The sequence below is a fragment of the Pseudoalteromonas sp. MMG006 genome, from assembly GCF_018101025.1.
Lineage (GTDB): Bacteria > Pseudomonadota > Gammaproteobacteria > Enterobacterales > Alteromonadaceae > Pseudoalteromonas.
This window is the reverse complement of the sequence record NZ_JAGJEJ010000005.1, coordinates 84,068-107,675: the sequence shown is the minus strand read 5'-3', so window position 1 is coordinate 107,675 and position 23,608 is coordinate 84,068. Positions and strand designations below refer to the sequence as shown.

Annotated in this window: 20 protein-coding genes; 15 read left to right on the top strand and 5 right to left on the bottom strand. The window is 39.0% G+C overall.

Going from position 1 to position 23,608, the window contains the following annotated elements:
• Window positions 1-63 precede the first annotated feature (63 nt).
• The 4 genes from J8L73_RS07365 to J8L73_RS07350 all read left to right on the top strand — a co-directional run bounded on the left by J8L73_RS07365 (window position 64) and on the right by J8L73_RS07350 (window position 3,777).
• Window positions 64-1,281: a lipoprotein-releasing ABC transporter permease subunit gene (locus J8L73_RS07365; protein WP_211015780.1), complete on the top strand. Its 1,218-nt coding sequence runs from the start codon at window positions 64-66 to the stop codon at window positions 1,279-1,281.
• Window positions 1,274-1,972 (top strand): lipoprotein-releasing ABC transporter ATP-binding protein LolD, encoded by a 699-nt coding sequence (gene lolD / locus J8L73_RS07360; RefSeq protein WP_211015778.1) that lies wholly within the window; start codon window positions 1,274-1,276, stop codon window positions 1,970-1,972. The genes J8L73_RS07365 and lolD overlap by 8 nt, the downstream gene beginning before the upstream one ends.
• A complete protein-coding gene (locus tag J8L73_RS07355) occupies window positions 1,962-3,206 on the top strand; it encodes a lipoprotein-releasing ABC transporter permease subunit (protein WP_211015776.1) in 1,245 nt (414 codons plus the stop codon). Before lolD ends, J8L73_RS07355 begins: the two co-directional genes overlap by 11 nt.
• Window positions 3,207-3,312: 106 nt before the next feature.
• A complete protein-coding gene (locus J8L73_RS07350; RefSeq protein ID WP_211000165.1) occupies window positions 3,313-3,777 on the top strand; it encodes a DUF1456 family protein in 465 nt (154 codons plus the stop codon).
• A gap of 59 nt (window positions 3,778-3,836) precedes the next feature.
• Here the strand turns inward: J8L73_RS07350 and J8L73_RS07345 are convergent, their stop codons facing one another.
• Together J8L73_RS07345 and J8L73_RS07340 are read right to left on the bottom strand one after the other, a co-directional pair.
• Window positions 3,837-5,570, bottom strand: coding sequence for an AMP-binding protein (locus J8L73_RS07345; protein WP_211015774.1), 1,734 nt, complete (start codon window positions 5,568-5,570; stop codon window positions 3,837-3,839).
• A gap of 186 nt (window positions 5,571-5,756) precedes the next feature.
• A complete protein-coding gene (locus tag J8L73_RS07340; protein WP_058403926.1) occupies window positions 5,757-6,203 on the bottom strand; it encodes a DUF3010 family protein in 447 nt (148 codons plus the stop codon).
• 380 nt (window positions 6,204-6,583) lie between these two features.
• On the opposite strand from J8L73_RS07340, the gene thrS reads away from it, so the two are divergent.
• The 10 genes from thrS to J8L73_RS07290 all read left to right on the top strand — a co-directional run bounded on the left by thrS (window position 6,584) and on the right by J8L73_RS07290 (window position 17,120).
• The gene (gene thrS / locus J8L73_RS07335; RefSeq protein WP_211015772.1) at window positions 6,584-8,494 is read left to right on the top strand and encodes a threonine--tRNA ligase; all 1,911 of its coding nucleotides are present in this window, start codon (window positions 6,584-6,586) and stop codon (window positions 8,492-8,494) included.
• A gap of 62 nt (window positions 8,495-8,556) precedes the next feature.
• Entirely contained in the window at window positions 8,557-9,117 is a 561-nt protein-coding gene (gene infC / locus J8L73_RS07330) for a translation initiation factor IF-3 (protein WP_008466946.1), read from the top strand.
• 211 nt (window positions 9,118-9,328) lie between these two features.
• Window positions 9,329-9,529 (top strand): 50S ribosomal protein L35, encoded by a 201-nt coding sequence (gene rpmI, locus J8L73_RS07325; RefSeq protein WP_002960713.1) that lies wholly within the window; start codon window positions 9,329-9,331, stop codon window positions 9,527-9,529.
• Window positions 9,530-9,544: 15 nt separating this feature from the next.
• On the top strand, window positions 9,545-9,907 hold the full coding sequence (gene rplT / locus J8L73_RS07320) for a 50S ribosomal protein L20 (protein WP_004587841.1): 363 nt from the start codon (window positions 9,545-9,547) through the stop codon (window positions 9,905-9,907).
• Window positions 9,908-10,292: 385 nt separating this feature from the next.
• Window positions 10,293-12,110: a M14 family metallopeptidase gene (locus J8L73_RS07315; protein WP_211015770.1), complete on the top strand. Its 1,818-nt coding sequence runs from the start codon at window positions 10,293-10,295 to the stop codon at window positions 12,108-12,110.
• A 1-nt stretch (window position 12,111) separates the two neighbouring features.
• The gene (locus J8L73_RS07310; protein ID WP_211015769.1) at window positions 12,112-12,753 is read left to right on the top strand and encodes an MBL fold metallo-hydrolase; all 642 of its coding nucleotides are present in this window, start codon (window positions 12,112-12,114) and stop codon (window positions 12,751-12,753) included.
• A 108-nt stretch (window positions 12,754-12,861) separates the two neighbouring features.
• Window positions 12,862-13,320 (top strand): Lrp/AsnC family transcriptional regulator, encoded by a 459-nt coding sequence (locus J8L73_RS07305; protein WP_002960703.1) that lies wholly within the window; start codon window positions 12,862-12,864, stop codon window positions 13,318-13,320.
• Between the two features lie 117 nt (window positions 13,321-13,437).
• Entirely contained in the window at window positions 13,438-14,994 is a 1,557-nt protein-coding gene (locus J8L73_RS07300; protein WP_211000160.1) for a SulP family inorganic anion transporter, read from the top strand.
• Window positions 14,995-15,225: 231 nt separating this feature from the next.
• Window positions 15,226-16,299: a histidine kinase gene (locus J8L73_RS07295; RefSeq protein ID WP_058549093.1), complete on the top strand. Its 1,074-nt coding sequence runs from the start codon at window positions 15,226-15,228 to the stop codon at window positions 16,297-16,299.
• Window positions 16,296-17,120: a LytTR family DNA-binding domain-containing protein gene (locus J8L73_RS07290; RefSeq protein WP_211000159.1), complete on the top strand. Its 825-nt coding sequence runs from the start codon at window positions 16,296-16,298 to the stop codon at window positions 17,118-17,120. The genes J8L73_RS07295 and J8L73_RS07290 overlap by 4 nt, the downstream gene beginning before the upstream one ends.
• 62 nt (window positions 17,121-17,182) lie before the next feature.
• Here J8L73_RS07290 and pyk read toward each other — a convergent pair whose 3' ends face one another.
• The gene (gene pyk, locus J8L73_RS07285; protein ID WP_211015767.1) at window positions 17,183-18,619 is read right to left on the bottom strand and encodes a pyruvate kinase; all 1,437 of its coding nucleotides are present in this window, start codon (window positions 18,617-18,619) and stop codon (window positions 17,183-17,185) included.
• 378 nt (window positions 18,620-18,997) lie between these two features.
• Here pyk and gndA point away from each other — a divergent pair, with 378 nt between their 5' ends.
• A complete protein-coding gene (gndA, locus tag J8L73_RS07280) occupies window positions 18,998-20,371 on the top strand; it encodes an NADP-dependent phosphogluconate dehydrogenase (protein WP_211015765.1) in 1,374 nt (457 codons plus the stop codon).
• Between the two features lie 81 nt (window positions 20,372-20,452).
• Here the strand turns inward: gndA and ansA are convergent, their stop codons facing one another.
• Window positions 20,453-21,463, bottom strand: coding sequence for an asparaginase (gene ansA, locus J8L73_RS07275; protein ID WP_138683616.1), 1,011 nt, complete (start codon window positions 21,461-21,463; stop codon window positions 20,453-20,455).
• A gap of 81 nt (window positions 21,464-21,544) precedes the next feature.
• Window positions 21,545-23,410 (bottom strand): signal peptide peptidase SppA, encoded by a 1,866-nt coding sequence (sppA, locus tag J8L73_RS07270; RefSeq protein ID WP_211015763.1) that lies wholly within the window; start codon window positions 23,408-23,410, stop codon window positions 21,545-21,547.
• Between the last annotated feature and the right edge of the window lie 198 nt (window positions 23,411-23,608).

Genomic DNA, 23,608 nt, shown 5'->3' with positions numbered 1-23,608 from the left:
TTCAATGGCGCTAACTTCGTGCTACTATAGCCGCACACTTTTAACATAAATGTTTTAAATAATATGTTTCAACCGGTTAGCTTATTCATAGGACTTAGATACAGCCGCTCCTCAAAAGGGAACGCGTTTATATCGTTTATTTCGTTTTTTTCTATTGCCGGTATTGCTATTGGTTTAATGGCTTTGTTTACTGTAAGTAGTGTAATGAATGGCTTTGAGAATAGCCTTAAAACAAACATGCTTGGGCTTATACCGCACGTAGAGGTTCAAGCAAACAAACACACCAACGCACAAATGACAGAGCTTAAATCAAGCCTAGAGCAATCTCCTTATGTAAATCATGTCAGCCTTTATAGGCACGGCGAAGCTATATTGCAAACTAACAACGACCTTCATGGTGTGTTATTACAAGGTTTATTTGACGACAACGGCTCGATTTATAAAGTGACGGATAAAATAGTTCAAGGTGATTGGCAAAGCGTTGTGAACAGTAATTACAACATTGCAATTAGCCGTTACTTGAGCCGAAAATTAGGGGTAGGAGTAGGCGAGAAGCTTCGTGTAATTATGCCTAATGCCTCAACATATACGCCCCTTGGTCGTGTGCCTAGCCAACGTTTATTTAAAGTGGCTGCTATTTACGAAACCGGTTCTGAAATAGACATGGCCCTTGCATTTACAAGCGGTGCATCGTTACAACGGGTTTTAAAGTTAGGTACAAATACTGCGCCTAATTTAAGCGTATCGCTGTACGAGCCTTTTGAGCTTGATGAATTTATTAAAGCAAGCCAGTTTATTTTAAAAGAGTATACCTATACCGATTGGCGCAGCACCCAAGGAACACTTTTTGCTGCTGTAGCAATGGAAAAACGTATTATGACTATGTTGCTTGGGCTTATAGTCCTCGTGGCTGTGTTTAATATTGTTTCGGCGCTTACAATGATGGTGAGCGAAAAACAAGGTGAAGTCGCTATTTTACAAACCCTTGGTTTAACGCCCTCACAAGTGCAAAAAGTATTTATGGTACAAGGTTTATATAACGGTGTAATAGGCACTGCTATTGGCGCTTTTTTAGGTGTGCTACTTAGTTTATATATTAACGAACTACTGGCTTTTGTAGGCTTGAATTTATTAGCGGGGGTTGAGCTTCCGGTTAAATTTAATGTATTAAGTCTTACTATTATTGCATTAGGTAGTATTGCAATGAGCTTTTTAGCTACTTTATATCCTGCGCGTAAAGCCGCAAAAGTAAAACCAGCAGAGGTACTGCGTTATGAATGATTTAGTTATTAGCTGCGAAAATTTAAGTAAAGTTTATCAAGATGGCAGCAACCAAGTTGAAGTTTTAAAAGGTGTTGATTTAGCACTACAGCAAGGAGAAATGCTCGCTATTGTAGGCAGCTCCGGCTCTGGTAAAAGTACGTTGTTGCATATTTTAGGCACCCTTGATAGCGCTACATCAGGCAGTGCAAAAATTAAAAATCAAGAGGTCGCTAAGCTCTCCCGCACGCAACAAGCCGCATTTAGAAATCAAAACTTAGGCTTTATTTATCAGTTCCATCATTTATTAATGGAGTTTAGTGCCGTAGAAAACGTAGCAATGCCACTGCTTATTAAAGGGTTAAGCGCAAAGGCTGCAAAAGTACAAGCGCTGGAGATGCTAGATAAAGTAGGCCTTGCACACAGAAGTGCGCATAAACCTTCAGCACTTTCTGGTGGTGAGCGTCAACGCGTTGCTATAGCACGTGCTTTGGTAACTAAACCTGCATTAGTACTTGCAGATGAACCTACTGGTAATTTAGATAAACAAAATGCGATTAAAATTTACGATTTAATTAATGAGCTAAACCAGAGCTTAAATACCAGTTTTGTGGTTGTAACACATGATTTAGAACTCGCTGATAAGCTTGGAAAAATAGCATATTTAGACGATGGAAAATTATTAATTAAAGAGTCGCAGCATGTTGCTTAGTGCATTTTTAAGTGAACGCTTTAGAGCATATTCAGGCCATAAAGACGAAAAAAACGGGTTTGTTAGTTTCATAGCTAAAGCCTCTACCGTGGGGATCTTACTAGGGGTTGCGGTTTTAATTGTTTCACTGTCGGTAATAAATGGCTTTGAGCAGCAATTAGTGCATCGCTTATTAAGTGTTGTGCCGCAAGTTGAGTATGTAGCGCCAAGCAGGCCAATTGCCAATTGGTCTGAAAAAGTTGAGCGATTAGAGCAGCAGCCACATGTAACAGGCGCTGCCCCATTTATAGCTGTAAATGGTATGGCACAATATAAAAGCCAATTAAAAGCAGTTGAAATAAGAGGTGTGGAACCATCACTCGAAGGAAATGTATCGGCTGTTAATCAGTTTTCACACGGTACTTTAGTAAGTCAGCTTGGCCTAGACGATGTGATTTTAGGTAAGCAAATAGCTGTGCAGCTTGATGCTCACATTGGCGATAATGTCACTTTATTAATTCCTCAAATAAGTCAAAAAGGGCAATCACTACTTGCACCTAAACGCGTAACGCTTACTTTAGCTGGCATAGTAGAAATGGGCGGGCCAATAGATAGCACTGCTGCGTTTATTCATTTAAATAAAGCACAAAGCGTTTTAGGTTACGATAGCAGCCAAGTCACTGGGCTTCGCTTGAGTGTTGATGATGTGTTTTCGGCTCATCAAATTGCGCTCAAAGTAGGGCAAAGTATTAGTGATTATGTTTATGTGTCTAGTTGGTTTAGAACGCAAGGCAGCTTGTATCAAGATATTCAAATGGTGCGCACTATTGTTTATATTGTGGTGTTTTTAATAATTGCTGTAGCGAGTTTTAATATTGTGTCGTCGCTTGTCATGGAAGTACGCGAAAAACAAGGCAATATAGCTATTTTAAAAACCATGGGCGCTAAAGACAGCACTATTTTAGCTACCTTTGTAATGCAAGGTTTAACGCAGGCTTTAGTTGGTGTGCTTCTCGGTACTTTAGTTGGGGTAGTACTTGCATTAAATATCAGTGAACTATTTACTTGGTTAAGCCAATTATTTGGTGCTAACCCGCTTGAAGGCGTGTACTTTATTGAGTTTTTACCAAGTAAATTAGTACTTAGTGATATTGGTATAACTGTAATAGTCACTTTTGTATTAGCAATTTTTGCTACTATTTACCCTGCTTGGCAAGCTACACGTGTTGATCCCGCCAAGGTACTTGGCAATTAACCTTACTAAAATAATAGGGTCGGGTTTGTAAAGCTGTTAAACTGCGCGCTTATAAAATGTTGAGCGCTATTGGTTAGCCTTACAACCCCTTACTCAGGAAATTACTTTGACAAATAACGATATTTTACGCCGTCTTCGCTACACCTTTAATTTAACAGATACTGCCATGGTTGATATTTTTGCTGCAGCAGAGGCCACAGTAACCACAGAGCAAGTCATTGCATGGTTAACAAAAGAGGGTGAGCAAGAGTTTGTTAAAATTTCAGACACTGAGTTTGCAACGTTCTTAAACGGATTTATTAATACCAAACGTGGTAAGCGTGACGGTGAGCAACCAATACCAGAAAGTAAGCTAAATAATAATATTATTTTTATGAAGCTGCGTATTGCGCTAAACATGAAAGCAGAAGATGTAATAGCAACGCTTGCATTAGTTGACTTTGATTTAAGTAAACACGAATTAAGTGCGTTTTCTCGTAAGGTAGAAAACAAGCATTACCGAGTGTGTAACGATCAAATACTGCGTTTGTTTTTAACAGGCGTTCAGCAGCAATACCGCCCTGCAGAGTAAATGAAAAAACACCAAAAAGCTCAGCAAATGCTGAGCTTTTTGGTGTTTAGAGACTGTTTTTAAGAGAAGGCTTTGTCTGAGAGTTCTTCTTGCATTTGCTCACGCATTTTGAATTTTTGTAGTTTGCCTGTTACTGTCATTGGGTAGCTCTCTACAAAACGAATATATCTAGGCATTTTAAAGTAGGCTAGTTTGTCTTTTAAAAACGCACGAATTGCTTGCTCATCAAGTATTGCATCTTCTTTTGGTTGAATCCACGCACACACTTCTTCACCGTATTTTTCATCGCTAATACCAAATATAGCGGCGTCTTGTATACCAGGGTACGTATAAAGGACCTCTTCTATTTCTCGAGGGTAGACGTTTTCACCACCACGAATAATCATGTCTTTAATTCGCCCAACGATACTTACAAACCCTTCGCTATCCATAACACCTAAATCGCCTGAATGAAGCCAGCCGTCACTATCTATTGTGGCTTTTGTTTTTTCTTTGTCATTCCAATAGCAGCGCATTATGCCTGCGCCTTTAGAGCATACTTCACCGGGGAACCCTATTTTTTGAATATTACCCAGTTCATCAATAATTTTAACCTCAGTATGTGCAAGGGCGCGCCCAACGGTGGTTACTTGGCGCTCTATTGATGAGTCTGTTTCAGTTATATTATTTATAGGGCTGCATTCTGTTTGCCCATATGCAATTAAAACCTGATGCATATTCATCTGGGTTTGAACTTTACGCATGATTTGCTCAGGGCAAGTAGAGCCTGCCATAACCCCCGTTCTAAGTGACCTTAAGTCATATTCATTAAATGTGCTGAGCTCAAGTTGACTAATAAACATAGTGGGAACACCGTGCAGTGCTGTACAGCCTTCTTGTTCAATTACATCAAGCGTTGTTTTTGCATCAAACGAATCACTTGGATAAATAGCTGCAGCTCCTTTGGCAACACATAACAAACTGCCAAGCACCATTGCAAAGCAGTGATATAAAGGAATGGGAATACATAACTTGTCTTGCTCTGTAAAATGCATAGATTCTGCTACAAATAGCGCATTGTTTAATATGTTTTTATGAGTAAGTGTTGCGCCTTTTGGGTTACCTGTTGTGCCCGAAGTAAATTGAATATTTATGTCTTGATCGGCATTTAAATTTGCTGCAATAGCATTAAGTTCAAGCTCTTGAGCAGGAGTGGCCATCTTCATAATATCTGAAAACGAAAACATACCGGCGCTTGCCTCATCACCAATACGGATCACATTTTTAAGACTGGGTAAGGCTTGAGCTGAAAGTTTGCCATTTTCACAATGTTTAAGTTCTGGCGCTAAACTATTTAGCATGTCTATATAGTTGCTGCCTTTAAATTGTGAAGCTGTAATGAGTGTTGAGCACTCAACGCTATTTAATGCAAATTGAAGCTCGTTTGGCCGATAGGCTGGGTTGATGCATACCATAATGGCACCAATTTTTGCGGTAGCAAATTGAGTTAAGCACCACTGAATATTATTTGGTGACCATATTCCTACCCGTTCTCCTGGTTTAACGCCTATGGCTAATAACCCCATAGCGAGTTGATTTACTTCTTTTTGAAACTCCTTATAGGTTAAACGAATGTTTTGATGATTTACTACTACCGCGAGTGAATTAGGGTTTTTGTCGACAATAAGATCAAAGTACGCCCCGATGGTTTTATTTTTTAATGGTGTGTTTTGTGAGCCTTTAAAGTAGCTTTTTGACAACGGCAACGTATTTATTAGTTCTACTTCTTTAACCGCTCTATGTTGTGTGTGCATGTGTTTTCTCCGTGTCGATGTGTGTGAAGTACATAAACTAAAGTTTAAATAAACACATATTGTCGACAAGGAGAAGGGTGTTTAGACTAATGTCTTAGGGCGGCGCTTCTTAGTCGTTATTTAGTAGATACAAAAAAACGCGCCACTTGGGCACGTTTTTACTGCTAAGCTTTTTAAAGCCTTAAATTACATTTCGTCGCTACGGTACGTTTTTTTCATTATGTATACGTAGGCATTAACAAATGCATTTTCTTGATATTTTTTAAGGCCGGTTTCTTCAAAAGCAATAGGGATAGGGTTACGCTTAACCTGCTCTTTAATCTCGGTTGTTGAGAACACGCGAACATCTAAGTTTTCAATTAACTGAATAGCAGTTTCCATTTTGAAACCTTTAGCGCTGCCTGCAAATTTACCTTTTGGCTGGCGTTCGCGAATGGCTACAGAGTCAATTTGGTAATCTTGCATTAGTTTTGCAAAATCAAATTGAAATTTGCGCATTACTTCAGTGTCATTGCCATTACCTAAGGTAAAACGTGTTTGGCGCACATCGCGAATATCAAATACGTCATTATCTTTACTTAAAATACAAAGTAGTACGTCACTACCGGTAATTTCTACACCACATGTTCTCATTGCTGTTCTCTAATATAACTTAATTGCCACGTATTATACCCAACCTCTATTAAATTGCGAGGACAAGCAATTAACTGTTGTTTAATTAATGCGATATTTAAAATTGTCACATTATTGATTTAAATTACGTAACGCAGCACTAAAAATAGCTTAATAAGGTAAAATAACACTGATGTAGGCGCTTTAAACTTGTAATTGTTACTCTATCACGCGACAATATCTTTTTTGTAGTTGAGCAGACTCAGCATCTACATAGCCAACTAAGGCGAAAAATAGTCAATGCTTATTCGTAAGAGCGTTGTCGAGTCATTCTCATTTAATTTTATTAGAAAATACACGTGATACATTGTAGGTGTCACCACTGTATGTAAGGATTTATAATGCCAGTTATTACTCTCCCTGACGGCAGTCAGCGTAGTTTCGAAAAACCTGTAAGTACTCTTGATGTAGCAAACGATATTGGCCCTGGTCTAGCTAAGGCGACCATCGCTGGTCGTGTTAATGGCGATCGTGTTGATGCGTGTGACCTAATTAGCGAAGACTCTCGCCTTGAAATCATTACCGCTAAAGATGACGACGGCCTAGAAATTATTCGCCACTCATGTGCTCACTTGATTGGACATGCAGTTAAGCAACTTTTCCCTGAAGCTAAAATGGCTATCGGCCCAACTATTGATAACGGTTTTTACTACGATATCGATATGGAACATTCTTTGTCACAAGATGACTTAGACGCCATTGAAAAGCGTATGCTTCAACTTGCAAAAACAAACTACGACGTAGTGAAAAAAACAGTAAGCTGGCAAGAAGCTCGCGATACATTTGAAGCGCGTGGCGAAATATACAAAATTGAAATTTTGGACGAGAACATTGCAAAAGATGACCGTCCAGGATTATATCATCACGAAGAATATGTAGACATGTGTCGTGGACCTCACGTACCAAACATGAAATTCTGCCAAAACTTCAAAATAATGAAAGTGGCAGGCGCCTACTGGCGTGGTGATTCTGAAAACAAGATGCTACAACGCATATATGGCACAGCGTGGGGCGATAAAAAGCAACTTAAAGCGTACTTAAAGCGTTTAGAAGAAGCTGAAAAACGTGATCACCGCCGTATTGGTAAAGCGCTTGATTTATGGCACTGGCAAGAAGAAGCGCCAGGCATGGTATTTTGGCACAACGATGGTTGGAGCATCTACCGTGAGCTTGAAGAGTTTGTACGTGAAAAGTTACGTGAATACAGCTACGAAGAAGTAAAAGGTCCAATGATGATGGACCGTTCATTATGGGAAAAATCAGGTCACTGGGAAAAATATTCAGACGCCATGTTTACCACTGAGTCTGAAAAGCGTGAATATGCAATTAAACCAATGAACTGCCCTGGTCACGTTCAAATATTTAACCAAGGTTTAAAATCGTACCGTGATTTACCACTACGTATGGCTGAGTTTGGCTGTTGTCACCGAAATGAACCATCTGGTGCACTACATGGCTTAATGCGTGTACGTGGCTTTACACAAGATGACGCTCACGTTTTCTGTACTGAAGAACAAGTAATGGACGAAGTGTCAGCGTGTATTAAGATGGTTTATGATACATATGAGACGTTCGGTTTTGAAAAGATTGTAGTTAAGCTTTCAACTCGCCCAGAACAACGCATTGGCGACGATGACGTGTGGGATAAAGCTGAGCTTGCATTAGCTGATGCTCTTAAAGCAAACGACATTGAATTTGATTACCTTCCGGGTGAAGGGGCGTTTTATGGCCCTAAGATTGAATTTACTTTGTACGATTGTTTAGACAGAGCGTGGCAGTGTGGTACAGTGCAACTAGATTTTGCATTACCGGGTCGTTTAGGGGCTACTTATGTAGCTGAAAACAACGAACGACGCACTCCTGTTATGATACACCGTGCTATATTAGGCTCAATTGAGCGCTTTATTGGTATTTTAACTGAAGAGTATGCTGGTTTATTCCCAACGTGGCTTGCACCAAAGCAAGTGGTAATTATGAATATTACCGATAAACAAGCAGATTACGTGCATGAAATTGTACAAAAATTAAATAAACTTGGAATTAGAGCCGCTGCTGACTTGAGAAATGAGAAGATTGGCTTTAAAATCCGAGAACATACACTTAAGCGTATTCCTTACTTACTGGTTGTTGGCGATAAAGAAGTTGAGCAACAAGAAGTAGCAGTACGTACTCGCACAGGTGAAGACCTAGGCAAATTTAATGTTGATGATTTTGTAGCTAAGATCAGCGAAGAAATTAAAAATCGACAGTAAAAAAATCGAGTGTGTAGGGCATATACAAACAGCCAAACTACACACTTATATTATTGATATTCTTGGAGGAACGTACTATTAGAGGCGGCAAGAAAGGGCAACAAACAGCTCAAAAAAATCGTATTAACGAAGAAATTACAGCTCAAGAAGTTCGTTTAATCGACATCGACGGCGAACAAGCTGGAATTCAGTCATTAAAAGACGCACAAGCTATGGCTGATGCAGCGGGTGTTGATCTGGTAGAGATTAGCCCAAATGCTGAGCCGCCTGTTTGTAAGGTTATGGACTACGGTAAGTTCATCTTTGAAAAAAGCAAAGAACTAAAAGAGCAGAAGAAGAAGCAAAAGCAAATCCAGATTAAAGAAATCAAATTCCGTCCTGGCACGGATGAAGGTGACTATCAGGTTAAGCTGCGCAACTTACGTAAGTTCTTAGAAGCTGGCGATAAAGCTAAAATTACGATCCGCTTCCGTGGTCGCGAAATGGCTCACCAAGAAATTGGTATAGAATTATTAAACCGTATCAAAACCGATTTAGAAGAGTTAGCAGTAGTTGAGTCTTTCCCAAATCGTGTTGAAGGCCGCCAAATGGTTATGATGATGGCGCCTGTTGCTAAAAAATAATTTTTAAGCGATAATACGCACCGAATTTAGTTCAGGTACTCAAGTAATATGCAAATATTCACCTGTGCTAACCGGTTTTAAAGTAAAATTGCGGCATTTATGCTGGGTTTTCACCGGAATATGGCAGTAAGTTAGGCCTAAAAGTGGAGCTATAGAAATATATCTCACGCCTGCTTACTAATTTTAAAGCAATACATTTGGAGTTATTGCAATGGCTTATAAGCTAAAAAGTCACAGTGGCGCTGCTAAGCGTTTCAAAAAGACTGCTTCTGGCGGTTTCAAGCGTAAACAAGCGCATCTTCGTCATATTCTGACTAAGAAAACTTCTAAGCGTAAGTTACACCTACGTCCTAAGATGATGGTTCATAAGAATGACCATGGTCTAGTTTCACGTATGTTACCATTCGCTTAATAGGGGTTTTTAGAAATGGCAAGAGTTAAACGCGGCGTTGTCGCACGTGCACGTCACAAAAAAGTTTTAAAACAAGCGAAAGGTTACTACGGAGCACGTTCACGTGTTTACCGCGTAGCTTTCCAGGCTGTTACTAAAGCGGGTCAATACGCTTACCGTGACCGCCGTGCGAAGAAACGTACTTTCCGTCAATTATGGATTGCACGTATCAATGCAGCTTCACGTCAAAATGGTCTGTCTTACAGCCGTTTTATCAATGGTCTTAAAAAGACGTCTGTAGAAATCGATCGTAAGATCCTTGCAGATATCGCTGTTTACGACCAAGTTGCATTTGCAGCGCTTGTAGAAAAAGCAAAAGAAGGCCTAGCGGCAGCTTAAGTTTTTTCATATAAGTATTAAAAAGGAGCCTTTGGCTCCTTTTTTTGTGCCTGAATTTTTTAGCTTTGATTAGCTTAAATTCATGACATGAGGTGTTTTATTGACACGTCAGTAAACTTGCCCTCATTAAAAATAGCCAATTAAAGTAATATATTTCAATAAATTAGTTAATCATCTTTAGATTTACGGTCTGTTATTTTGAGTAGTGAAATATATTTTTTATTATATAAAATCAGCATGCAAACTTGTTTTAATGAATTCAGAGCGATAGGTTCAATAAATTACGGTTACTGGCTGTGTATTTTTGTTGAATCACCGCAGTTTTATAATATAAAAAAGTTTAATTGATATAATTTTGCTATTGAGGCGTTAGGTTGAGAATAATATGATTGCAAGTCTTTTAGTGTTGTCTGCAAGTGTGGCGTATGACGCACATTTACCACCACTCATACAGTGGCAAGGTCAAAGTAGTGAGTTACTACAAAAAGAAGGTCCGTTAACAACAGACTTTGAACTATCCGCAGGTGAAATATCACCAAACTACGAAGACACGATGGCATTTGTAGATAGGCTAGTGGCAGCAAACCCCACTCAATTCAAATCTCAAACTATAGGTTACAGCAATAGTAAGCGTGCAATAAAGATGTTGGTTGCAAGCGAGCAAGGCTTTTTTGACGCTGGGCAAATGGCCAATAGCACTAAACCGACTATTTTTATTCAAGCTGGTATTCATGCCGGTGAGATAGATGGTAAAGATGCTATGTTTATGTTGCTACGTGATATTGCAACAGGAAAACGCCGCGATATATTAAAAAAGGTAAATATATTATTTATTCCTATTTTAAATGTCGATGGGCACGAGCGTAGCAGTGCGTTTAATCGCATAAATCAGCGCGGCCCTGCAAAAATGGGTTTTCGTACGAATGCTAATAACCTTAATTTAAATCGTGATTTTACTAAACTAGATACCCCCGAAGTCAAAAGTGTTTTAAAAGTTATTAATGCCTATAACCCAAATTTATATGTTGATGTTCACGTAACTGATGGCGCTGATTACCAGTACGATGTGACGTACGGGTATAACCCTGTATTTGCGAGTGAGTCTCCCGCAGTATCAGATACTTTAAATCACTACTTTAAGCCGTTAATAGATGAAAAGCTTGCCGGGCAGGGGCATACCCCAGGGCAGCTTGTATTTGTTATGGATAAACGCGATTTCAAAAAAGGCCTCGCGGGCTGGGTAGCAACGCCTCGCTTTTCAAATGGGTGGGGAGATTTAAAGTCATTACCAACAATATTAGTCGAAAACCATTCATTAAAACCTTACAAACAACGCGTTTTAGGTACTTATGTATTTTTAGATGGTGCAATTAGTGCGTTATCAAAACATAGCCATGAACTAGCGAATGCAGTTAAAAAAGAACAAGAATTTGTACCTAAACAGCTAATTGTTAAACGTGGTTATTCAAAGCAAGCAGATTTTATAAGTGAATTTAAAGGTATTGAGTATTCTACTACTATGAGCGCGCTCTCAGGGCAAAATGAGGTTAAGTATTTAGGAAAAGCCCACACTTATTCAGATTTACCAATATATTGGCAAAAAGAAGTCATCAGCACAGTAGAAGTGCCAAAGGCGTTTTTTATTCCACCAGTATATAGCGATATTATTGAAAAGCTAAAGTTACATGGCGTATCAGTTAATAAGCTAGAAGGGGCTAATACACAGCCTTTAAAAAAGGCTAAGGTTATTGACTATGCATTTGATAAAGCACCATTTGAAGGACGCTTTAGGGTGTCGGCAAGTTTTGATTATGTCCCTGCGATAAATGTTGATTTAGATGGATGGTATCAAGTTAATACACAGCAAAAGGCCGGTGAGTTGGCAGTTCATCTATTACACCCAGAAGCGCCGGATTCATTTTTTGCGTGGGGCGAGTTTAATACTATTTTTCAGCGAACCGAATACATGGAAAATTATGCACTTATACCCTTTGCTCGCCAAATGCTTAAAGATAATCCAAAGTTAGCACTTAAATTTGACGAAAAATTAAAGGATAAGTCATTTTCTGAGGATGCTGATGCACGCTTAAATTGGCTATATGAACAAAGCCCATTTTACGACCAAGCATATTTAAAATACCCAATACTTATGTCATTTGAAGAGCCTGTTGTTATTCCAGATCAAAAGAGTAAAGAGATATAACATGCAAGTTATTACTATACCAGTTACCCCATTTGCTCAAAATAGTCGAATTGTTATATGTACGCAAACCAATCAAGCAGTGGTTATAGATCCAGGTGGCGATACTGATAAGATAATTACAGCACTCAATGACAGGCAGTTAGATTTAAAAGCTATTTGGTTAACGCATGGGCACTTAGATCATGTTGGTGGCGCCGATGCACTGCGCAAGTACTTTAATGTACAAATAATTGGTCCTCAGAAAGATGAAGACTTCTGGTTTGAAAACTTACCAATGCAAGCTCAAATGTTTGGCTTTGCACAAATTACCCCGTTTTACCCTGACATATGGCTAAATCATGACGATGTTGTAAGTGTAGGTAAGCTTAGCTTTGTTGTTAAACATTGCCCAGGACACACGCCAGGGCATATTGTTTTTTACCAACCACAACACGAAACTGTGGTTGTCGGAGATGTCATATTTAAAGGCTCAGTAGGGCGTACAGACTTTCCTAAAGGGGATAGTAAGCAACTTATAGAGTCGATAAAAGCACACATTCTTACCTTACCAGATAACACAAAAATTTTATCAGGACATGGAAGCGACACCACTGTGGGTTTTGAAAAACAAACAAACCCTTTTGTAAGCGGTAAATTTGGCTAAATAGCGTCACCTAATGCTTAAAATGGTTATAAAAAATTAAAAATATGCAGACTGTTTTTTAAAATAGCTGTATAATTTAACCAGTTTATTTGATAAATAAGAAATAAAATGTCTCTAAATCACGTAGATCGCCAAATATTGGCACTTTTACAACAAGATGCTAGTTTATCAACTGCAGAAATTGCCGATAAAGTAGGTTTGTCTCAGTCTCCATGCTGGCGCCGAATTGCTAAGCTTGAGCAAGATGGTTATATAAAAAGTAAAGTTGCTCTTTTAGATGAGAAAAAGCTTGGCTTTGATATGCTTGTTTATGCACATGTTCGCTTATCTAATCATGGTAAAAAGAACCTTGCTGAGTTTGAAAAACTAATTATGAGTTACGATGAAGTAACTGAATGCTACACAATGGCCGGCACTATGGACTTTATGTTACGCATAATTTCTCAAGGCATTGAAGGCTACGAGCATTTTGTACGCGATAACCTATTAAGCTTAGAATACGTACAAGAAGTTCATTCAAACGTAACAATGACGTGTGTAAAACGCAGTACTTCTCTTCCTTTATAAAAAGCACTTCTTGTTAGGCTAAATCTTAGCTTAACCACATAATGACAATTGTTAACTGAGCGCTAATTTGATAGAATTTAGCGCTTTTTTTGATACCTATAACACCTGAGGAACTCGATGTTTAACTTACTCAGTAGAGCCCCAAGCTCTGCTAAAAACGATATTCTATCTGGTTTAACCGTGGCACTTGCCTTGGTACCAGAAGCTGTTGCGTTTGCCTTTGTTGCAAATGTAGAACCTTTAGTTGGTCTATATGCCGCGTTTATCGTTGGTTTAATTACGGCAATATTTGGTGGCCGTCCTGGGATGATTTCAGGTGCTACCGGTGCACTTGCTGTTGTAATGGTAAGTTTAGTACTTGATCATGGTGTTGAGTACCTGTTTGCAACCGTATTACTCATGGGAATACTGCAAATTCTCGCGGGGGTCTTCAAGCTCGGTAAATTTATTCGTATGGTTCCTCATCCGGTAATGCTCGGTTTTGTAAACGGTTTAGCTATAGTGATATTTTTAGCGCAGTTAGGACAATTTAAAGTGCCTGATGGTGCCGGTGGACAGCAATGGATGACAGGCAATCCGCTTTATATCATGCTTGGCTTAGTTGCATTGACTATGGCTATAATTCATTTTTTACCAAAATTAACTACTGCTGTGCCTTCTTCATTGGTAGCTATTGTAACCGTAACAGGCTTAGTAATTGGTTTTGATTTAGAAGCACACACCGTACTTGATTTCTTAAAAGGTATGACTGGAAATGAAGCCGCAACCATTGCCGGTGGCCTACCTGAATTTCACATCCCTATGGTACCGTTTACTCTAGATACCCTCTATATTATTTTTCCATATGCGCTTATTTTAGCAGCTATTGGCCTAATCGAATCATTATTAACACTGAGCTTAATAGATGAAATTACTGAAACTCGCGGTCATTCTAACAAAGAATGTATAGGCCAAGGTGCTGCAAATGTAACGTGTGGTTTTTTTGGTGCGATGGGTGGCTGTGCAATGATTGGTCAATCAATGATCAATATTAATTCTGGTGGTCGCTCGCGTTTATCAGGTATTAGCGCCGCATTAATGTTACTAGCCTTTATTATTTTTGCCTCGAGCTTAATTGAAATGATCCCACTTGCTGCCTTGGTGGGTGTTATGTTTATGGTTGTGTTAGGTACATTTGAGTGGGCAAGCTTTAAGATGATGAAGCGTGTACCGCTATCTGACGCATTTGTTATTGTGCTTGTATCAGGTGTAACAGTTGTAACTGACTTAGCAATTGCAGTGTGTGTAGGTGTAATTGTATCTGCATTAGTGTTTGCTTGGCAGCATGCAAAACACATCTATACTACAAACTATATCGATGAACAGGGCGCTAAAGTATATGAGCTTCACGGGCCGTTATTTTTCGGCTCAGTCAAAAACTTTGCGGAGCTATTTGATGTTAAAAACGACCCTAAAGACGTGATAGTCGAGTTTAAACACAGTCGTGTTTCTGATCATAGTGCAATAGAAGCAATAGACAGCCTTGCAGATAAATACACTAAAGCAGGCAAACAACTTCATTTACGCCACTTAAGTAAAGACTGTACACAGTTATTACATAAAGCGCGTGATTTAGTTGAAGTTAATGTGATTGAAGATCCAACATACAAAGTTGCATCAGATAAACTTGCTTAACCTGTACTAAGCGCCCTTAATTCAAAAAGCGAAAGGCCAAAACCTTTCGCTTTTTTAGTGCGATGATAAAAGTTTGCGGTAAGACTCGCATAAAGCAAGATAGGTGGTACTGCTAAGCATACGGATAAATCTATATAATAATGAAAGCTGACTTTAAACAATAAGCAATAAATAAAAATAAACGCACCTAATATAAAGTTAGTACTTAACTATACGGAGTAAATGTAAATTTTGAACTGGCAATCCTTAGTCGATAACAGACAACGCTTTTTTTGGCTTTTGCAAATTGCAGGTTGGATTGGTTATGCGTTAGTAAATTACATTGGCTCTAAAGTATTTGAAATGCGCGACATATACGTATTTGTTATTTTACTTAATGCGTATGCAGGCTGTTTAATGACAGTGCCACTTAGGTACATTTATCGTAAAATTTGGAACGCCTCGCCTTGGGTGTTAATGATTGTTGTATTTGGTGCTTCGTATATAACGGGCACTTTATGGGCGGTTGTTCAAAAGTTTAATTTATGGGAAATATACCGCCATGGTTATAGGCCCGAAGAGTGGTTTTATTACCTACAACAAGGCTTAGATTCTGTTTATATTATTCTATGTTGGAGTGGTCTGTACTTTGGCGTTAAATATTACCAGCTATTACAAAGTGAACGACAAAAAGCGCTAAAAGCCACGACTATGGCACATGAAGCGCAATTAAAAATGCTTAGGTATCAGCTTAACCCTCATTTTCTATTCAATACACTAAACGCTATTTCTACATTAATTTTGGTGAAAGAAAACAAAGATGCTAACTTAATGGTAGCAAGACTAAGTGACTTCTTACGCTATACACTAAATACTGATCCAATTAAAAAAGTACCACTTGAGCAAGAGTTACATGCATTAATGCTCTACCTTGAAATAGAGCGGGTACGTTTTGACGAACGATTAAAAGTAAATGTAGATATAAGCGAGCAAGCTAAAGAGGCATTAGTGCCAAGCTTAATTTTGCAACCAATAATTGAAAACGCAATTAAATACGCTATTGCCCATTTAGCGCAAGGTGGTGTGATAGATATAAAAGCACAAGTATTTGCAAACGAATTATTATTAGAAGTTGGCGATAATGGCCCTGGCACTGAAATACTTGATGGCCAATTAGTAAATGCCCAAGGGGTAGGGGTTGCTAACACCAAAGATAGATTAAAAACGTTGTATGAAAATAATTATTCGTTTGTATTATCACATAATACGCCAAGTGGATTAAAAGTTAATCTGCGAGTACCGTTTGAAAAGGCTGTGAAGAAATGACTAAAATAAAAACACTTATCGTTGATGACGAACCCTTAGCAAGAAAAGGTTTAGCAGTAAGACTTGAAGATTTTGCTGATATTGAAGTGATAAAATTGTGCAGCTCAGGCGCAGATGCAATTGAAATGTGTCAAAGTGAACAAATAGATTTAGTATTTTTAGATATTCAAATGCCAGGCATGAATGGTTTTGAAGTAGCAAGAGCGCTAAGCGAAAGTACAAAAGCATTACCTGCGATTGTATTTGTAACTGCCTTTGATCAGTTTGCTGTTAAAGCGTTCGAAATTCATGCGCTAGATTACATTTTAAAACCCGTTGATGATAACAGACTAAAACAGGCGGTAGAAAAAGTGCATACCTATTTAAAAACGCAGCAAGACAACGTCCATAAGAAAAAACTAGCGAGTTTTGTAGCCGGAATTACTGGTAATAATTGCGAAGAAATATTAAAAAAATTAGCCACAGGCGATACGCTAACAGATAGACGTTACCCAGAATCATTGGCTGTAAAAGAGCAAGGTGAAATAATACGTGTGCCAGTGGCCACTATTCAGTGGGTAGATGCTGCCGGTGACTATATGTGTTTACATTGCCAAGACGGGCAAACACACATACTACGAAAAACAATGAAGGAACTTGAGCAAGAGCTCGATCCTCATTTATTTGTTCGCGTACACCGCAGTGCAATCGTTAATACAAAACAAATAAGTAAACTGGTTACGCAAGTAAGTGGTGAGTATTTATTAGTACTTGAAAACGGGCAAGAGCTTAAAGTGAGCCGAAGCTACCGTGACAAGGTAAAAGCAGCACTCGCGAGCTAGTGTGATATTTTAAAGACATAAAAAATGCGAGCTTAGCTCGCATTTTTTATACAAAGCAGAAATTACGCTACGGTTACAATTTTCATTGTGTTAGTAGCGCCCACAGTTTCCATAGAATCACCGTGAGTTATAATAACTGTATCGCCAGACTGTAATGACCCTTGAGCTACAAGCGTATCAAGTGCAGCTTTAACCATGCCGTCTTTTTCAGTTTTTGTTGAATCAAAAAGCACAGGGTAAACACCACGGTAAAGTGCTGTTTGACCAAGTGTACTTGCGTGACGTGAAAGCGAGTAGATTGGTAAACCAGAGCTTATGCGCGACATTAATTTAGCTGTGCTACCTGACTCAGTAAGCGTAACAATCGCTTTCACAGAGTCTAAGTGGTTAGCTGCATACATAGCTGAAAGGGCAATTGACTCTGCGTTATTAGAAAAACGGCTGTCTAAACGGTGCTTAGATACGTGCGTTTCTTTTTGAGATTCAGCACCTAAACAAACACGTGCCATTGTAGCTACTGTTTCTTCAGGGTAATCGCCTGCAGCTGTTTCAGCTGAAAGCATAACCGCATCAGTACCATCAAGTACCGCATTTGCAACATCCATAACTTCTGCACGTGTTGGCATAGGGTTATCGATCATTGATTCCATCATTTGTGTTGCGGTTACAACAGTACGGTTTAATGAACGAGCACGACGAATAATGAGTTTTTGCTTACCCATAAGAGCAGCATCACCAATTTCAACACCTAAATCACCACGAGCAACCATTACAGCGTCAGACGCTAAAACGATATCATCAACAGCTTCTTGAGTTTCAACTGCTTCTGCACGTTCAATTTTTGCAAGTAGTTGTGCTTTTGAGCCTGCAGCTTCAGCAAGTGAGCGTACATAGCGCATATCGTCACCACTACGAGGGAATGATACTGCAATATAATCTACGTCAATTTCAGCCGCAGTTATTAAATCTTCTTTATCTTTTTCAGTAAATGCAGGTGCAGTTAAGCCACCACCTAAACGGTTAATGCCTTTATTGTTAGATAATACGCCGCCGACAGTTACGCTACAGTGCACTAAATGACCATCAACTTCTTCAACAGTAAGTTGGATTAAACCATCATTTAACAGTAGTAAATCACCTGGCGTTACATCTTGTGGTAATTCTTTATAATCAATACCCACAGCGTTTACATCGCCTTCGCCTTTTTCCATTTTTGCATCAAGAGTAAATTTTGCACCCACTGCAAGGTTTACTTTACCTTCTTTAAAAGTAGAGACACGGATTTTAGGGCCTTGAAGGTCTGCAAGAATTGCAATGTGCTTACCTAATTTTTTGGCGATATCACGTACTGCTTGTGCACGGTCTTTATGATCTTGGGCAACACCATGTGAGAAGTTTAAACGTACTACATTGGCTCCAGCGATAATTATTTTTTCTAGGTTGTTATCTCTATCGGTAGCAGGCCCAAGGGTAGCGACTATTTTTGTGCGTCTTAGCATCAATTTCTCCTGTGTGCTTGGTGAAAGCAGGTTGACTGTTATTTTGTTTACTAAAAATATCTATATTAGAATAAAACGTTTTTAGTTGTAGGCAAACATCAAGGGTTTACCACTATTTTATACAAAACTATTGTGTCATCATTATGACACCGGTGTCAGAATGCGTCAATGATCTTAATTTCAAATAGCTTGCTTTTAGTCACCCTTAGGGCATTGATGTTTGATATAATTACGTAGCTTATTTATCTGTAATAAAAAAGCATGTTGTTTTGACTCGTGGTTAGTATTTTATAACTGCATGAGTATAATGCACGCGGTATTATTTAATTTATACACTGAATTTTCTAACCAAATAGTTGTTACCGAGGAGGACACTAAATGCAAGTTGCATTAGTAGGGTTAGGCGTTATGGGGAAAAATCTTGCCCTAAACTTGATTGAAAAAGGGATAACGCTCGTTGCGTATGACAAAAACCCACATGCGGGTGAAGAGTTATTAAGCTGTGCTAAATCTCAAGGCATGGCTGAACGACTTCACATTGTTTCTGATTTAAGAGACATGGTAAGGCGTTTAGAAGCACCTCGTTCTATTTTATTACTTGTTCCTGCTGGAGAACTAGTCGATACCGTGTGTAGTGAACTAGTAGAGGCGGGCGTAGAGTGTAACGATATCATTGTAGATTGCGGTAACAGTAATTATAAAGATGGTATAACGCGTAAACTTAAATACCAAAACAAATTTGAATTTGCCACTATGGGTATCTCAGGTGGGGCAGAAGGCGCTCGCCATGGCCCTGCTATGATGGCTAGTGGTTCTGAAGGTGGTTGGGGAAGAATTGAACCGTGGTTTGAAAAAGCAGCTGCGAGTTTTAATGGTGAATCGTGTTTTGCACGCGTTGGCCAATCTGCCAGTGGTCACTTTGTAAAAATGGTTCACAATGGTATTGAATATGCCTTGATGCAGCTTATTGCCGAAGTATATCAACTACTTCGTATTGGCACGGGCCGTTCACCTAAAGAAGTTGCTGAAATTTTTAATGATTGGTCTCAGGGTCAATTAAATAGCTACTTATTGTCTATTTCTAGCCATATTTTATCACTTGAAAATCAAAATAACGTGCCTCTTGCTGACTTAATTGATAATAAAGTAGGCGCCAAGGGCACCGGTCTTTGGACTGCACAAAATGCATTAGAACTAGGTATTGCGGTACCATCACTTGTAGCTGCAGTGCAGGCGCGTCATTTAACAAACGCGTGTAACACAACTGCTGCACAAGAAATGTCGTACGCAGCTAAATCTACTAATAATGTTGATATTGATTTAGGAGAGTTAAAAGACGCATTTTTACTTGCAAGTTTGTTAGCTTACCGCCAAGGCTTAGCACTTATCAAAGGCGCATCGCGTACTCACCAGTGGAAAGTTGATTTATCTAAGACACTTCAAACGTGGCGTGCGGGTTGTATTATCCGTGCTGACTACTTAGATAGTGTTGCACAAGGTGTTGAATTTATTGATACTCTTGACAAAGAGTCAAACTCTTTACGCAAAATTACTGGCCAAGCCGTAATGACTGGTTTAGCATTTCCGGTATTAGGCGCTACGCAAACGTATTTAGCAACACTTACCACACCTAGTAATGGGCATTTAGTACAAGCCCAGCGTGATTACTTTGGTGAGCATGGTGTAAAAACTCACAGTGGCGAGGCTTGTCACTTAACTGACTTAGTCGATTTAGACGCTAAAGTTAGATAATTATTACGTAATCAAAATTTGGTTACGTAACACACTAAAGGCACGCTAAATAGCGTGCCTTTTGCTTTTTGGTAAAAAAAGTTACCTGCTTAATTCACCGCGTAAATTGTCTTGCATTAAATGGCGTATAGTTTCTACTTCAAGCTTTTGGCTAAGTAAGTAATGTAATTTAGTCAAACATGCCTCTAAAGTCATATCGTAACCACTAATTACACCAATATTTAAAAGTGCATTGCCGGTTGCATAGCCGCCCATATTTACATGGCCTTTCAAGCACTGGGTTAAATTAATAATAACTACACCACGTTTACTCGCTTGCTCAAGTATGGCTAAAAAAGCTGGATCTTGCGGGGCATTACCTACGCCAAAACTGAGTAATACTAATGCTTTTATGCTGCCGTTAACTAGGCTTTCCACCACTTCTTTACTTATACCTGGGTATAAATAAAGTACACCAATTGGCTGTGGTGTAATTGAGGTTACCTGTAACTCGTTTTCAACATACGGGCTAAGCTGACCTTTAATAAGCTGAATATTAATACCAGATAATGCTAAAGGCTCAAGGTTAGGCGATGTAAACGCATTAAAGCCATCTGCATGTGCTTTGGTTGCTCGATTACCTCTAAATAACTGATTATTAAAAAATAAGCTAACTTCAGCGATAGGGTAATTAGCAGCTAAATACATTGCATTTAGTAAGTTCACTTGCCCGTCAGATCGCAGCTGAGACAACGGTATTTGTGAGCCAGTAACAATAACGGGTTTAGTTAAGTTCTCGAACATAAACGACAGTGCCGATGCAGTGTATGCCATTGTATCTGTGCCATGAAGCACAACAAAGCCATCATAATCTTGATATTTGCTTTTGATATCGTTAGCAATAAGTTGCCAATGCTCAGGTGACATATCGGAGGAGTCGATAAGAGGGCAGTATTCGTGAATATCAAATAAAGGCATTTCTTCACGATTAAATTCTGCGTTATTAACTACAGTTTCAGTTAAAAAGCCTTCAGCCGGAATGTATCCACGGCTCGATTTTTTCATCCCTATAGTACCGCCAGTGTAAGCGATATAAATGCGTTTACGTTTCATAAAAAAGCCCAGTAAAAAAACTGGGCTTAGTATAGCGTTAAGCAGCTCTAAATACAGCTACTTAGGAACGTAGGTGCACTTTTATTGTGCAACACGACACACTAAACAGCGAGCGTATACGCCTTGTGGATCGTTATAATCTTTAAGGTTTTCTACTTCTGTGCTTAATTGGTTAATAACACTTTGTAAATTAGCCTGTGTAGCTAACACCGACGCTTTTTGTGTTTGTAATCCAAGCATTGATTTAATTGACGCGTTACCAAAAATATCTTGAATCATTTTCTCTTGCGGGCTTAAATCTTGTTTGATTGTTTTAACTTCATAATGATTAAGCTTGGCAAGTGCAGCGGCTGCTTTTATTGCGTCTTGCTTATCACCTAGTTTATCAACCAAGCCAAGCTCTTGCGCTTTAGAAGCAATCCAAACTCGACCTTGAGCAATTTTATCTACTTGCTCCGGGGTCATGTTACGTGCATCGGCAACCACAGCTAAAAAACGGCCGTAAGCTTCTTCAACACTCATTTGAATAACTTCTGCCATTTTTTCATTTAATGGACGCGTAATCGAAAAGCCAGCCATTTCGGTTGTAGCAACGCCGTCTGAATAAACACCAATTTTAGACAGGGTGTTTTCAAATGTCATAAATGTACCAAATACACCAATAGAACCGGTGATTGTGCTTGGTGCTGCCCAGATTTCGTTAGCTGCTGAGGCAATCCAATAGCCGCCTGAAGCGGCAACAGAGCTCATAGATGCAATAACTGGTTTACCAGCTGCTTTTAATGCAAGTACTTCTGCGCGAATGACTTCAGACGCAAACATGCTGCCGCCACCTGAATCTATACGAAGAACAACAGCTTTAACTTTATCATCAAGGCGAGCTTTACGAAGTAGAGCAGCGGTAGAATCACCACCAATTTCACCTGCTTTACGTTCGCCATCTACAATAGTGCCTTTAGCAACCACTACAGCCACTTTTTCGGTAATTGGATTATCAAATTCGATAGGCGGTTTAACTAAGCTTAAGTACTCACGAAATGATACTTGCTTAAATGTTTTTCCATCTTCTTGTGCGCCCACTAACTCTATTAATTGTTGACGAACTTGTTGATTTGTTTTTAATGAATCAACCCACTGGTGATCAAGTGCATATTTACCTGCATCGCCACCGGCTGCTTTCATTTTTGCAAGGTAAACATCCATTGTTTCATCAAAGTTAGACTCATCAAAAGGGCGTACTGCTGAAACATCGTGTTTGTACTCGCTCCAAAGCGCTCCTAACCATACACTATTAGCTTCTTTAGCTGCATCAGACATATCATTACGGATAAACGGCTCTACCGCAGATTTAAATGTACCAACACGGAAAATATGCTGCGTTACTTCTAGTTTTTCTAGAGCATCTTTAAAGTAAAGTGGATACATGCCGTAGCCTTCTATAGCTACACTTCCATAAGGGTGCATTGCAACTTCATCAGCGTGCGATGCTATATAATACTGCGCTTGAGTATAGTAATACCCAGATGCAATAACTTTTTTACCTGCTTGTTTAAATGCATCGATAGCATTAGTAATTTGCTTGAGTTTATTTAAATGCGCTTTAGGCATTTCTTGTAAATCAAGCAGCATGACAGTAATACGGTCATCATTGGTTGCTTCATTTATTACTTCGACAACATCGTCGAGTAGAATTTCGCTTGGTGCCTCAGAGCCAGAAGTTGCATCGTTTAGTGCTGCTTCTACTGGATCAACATATGTTTTTTCTTCAACAATGGGGCCATTGAGGTTAAGCCTAAGCACAGAGCCGTTTTCTATAATTATTTCATCGTCATCACTTGATAGTGAAACAAAAAAAACGATGACCAGTAATAAAAACAAAATGTTGAGTATCAAACGGCGAGAAAAGTTTATTCCAGCCCAAATACCTTTAAATACCTTTGCTATCAAAATAGCTCCTTAATTTGGTACAGCTAATACATTAGTTCCATCTTAGCCTAGAATAAAAATAAATTTAACTGCTAAATCGTAACGAAGTGTTTATGAGAGGCTATAAATGTAAGTTTCGACTACAATTTTTAATTAAATGCTGGCACATATTGCTTATTACTTGCCATTAAAGCAGAATTAGTTAATGTATACAGGTTA

Coding starts and splice junctions, on each gene's coding strand:
- J8L73_RS07290 (WP_211000159.1), top strand. CDS start 16,296: ATGACTAAAATAAAAACACTTATCGTTGATGACGAACCCTTAGCAAGA.
- J8L73_RS07365 (WP_211015780.1), top strand. CDS start 64: ATGTTTCAACCGGTTAGCTTATTCATAGGACTTAGATACAGCCGCTCC.
- J8L73_RS07340 (WP_058403926.1), bottom strand. CDS start 6,203: ATGAGAACATGTGGTGTAGAAATTACCGGTAGTGACGTACTACTTTGT.
- lolD (WP_211015778.1), top strand. CDS start 1,274: ATGAATGATTTAGTTATTAGCTGCGAAAATTTAAGTAAAGTTTATCAA.
- J8L73_RS07305 (WP_002960703.1), top strand. CDS start 12,862: ATGTCTCTAAATCACGTAGATCGCCAAATATTGGCACTTTTACAACAA.
- J8L73_RS07300 (WP_211000160.1), top strand. CDS start 13,438: ATGTTTAACTTACTCAGTAGAGCCCCAAGCTCTGCTAAAAACGATATT.
- rplT (WP_004587841.1), top strand. CDS start 9,545: ATGGCAAGAGTTAAACGCGGCGTTGTCGCACGTGCACGTCACAAAAAA.
- thrS (WP_211015772.1), top strand. CDS start 6,584: ATGCCAGTTATTACTCTCCCTGACGGCAGTCAGCGTAGTTTCGAAAAA.
- ansA (WP_138683616.1), bottom strand. CDS start 21,463: ATGAAACGTAAACGCATTTATATCGCTTACACTGGCGGTACTATAGGG.
- J8L73_RS07355 (WP_211015776.1), top strand. CDS start 1,962: ATGTTGCTTAGTGCATTTTTAAGTGAACGCTTTAGAGCATATTCAGGC.
- J8L73_RS07310 (WP_211015769.1), top strand. CDS start 12,112: ATGCAAGTTATTACTATACCAGTTACCCCATTTGCTCAAAATAGTCGA.
- J8L73_RS07315 (WP_211015770.1), top strand. CDS start 10,293: ATGATTGCAAGTCTTTTAGTGTTGTCTGCAAGTGTGGCGTATGACGCA.
- J8L73_RS07345 (WP_211015774.1), bottom strand. CDS start 5,570: ATGCACACACAACATAGAGCGGTTAAAGAAGTAGAACTAATAAATACG.
- gndA (WP_211015765.1), top strand. CDS start 18,998: ATGCAAGTTGCATTAGTAGGGTTAGGCGTTATGGGGAAAAATCTTGCC.
- pyk (WP_211015767.1), bottom strand. CDS start 18,619: ATGCTAAGACGCACAAAAATAGTCGCTACCCTTGGGCCTGCTACCGAT.
- rpmI (WP_002960713.1), top strand. CDS start 9,329: ATGGCTTATAAGCTAAAAAGTCACAGTGGCGCTGCTAAGCGTTTCAAA.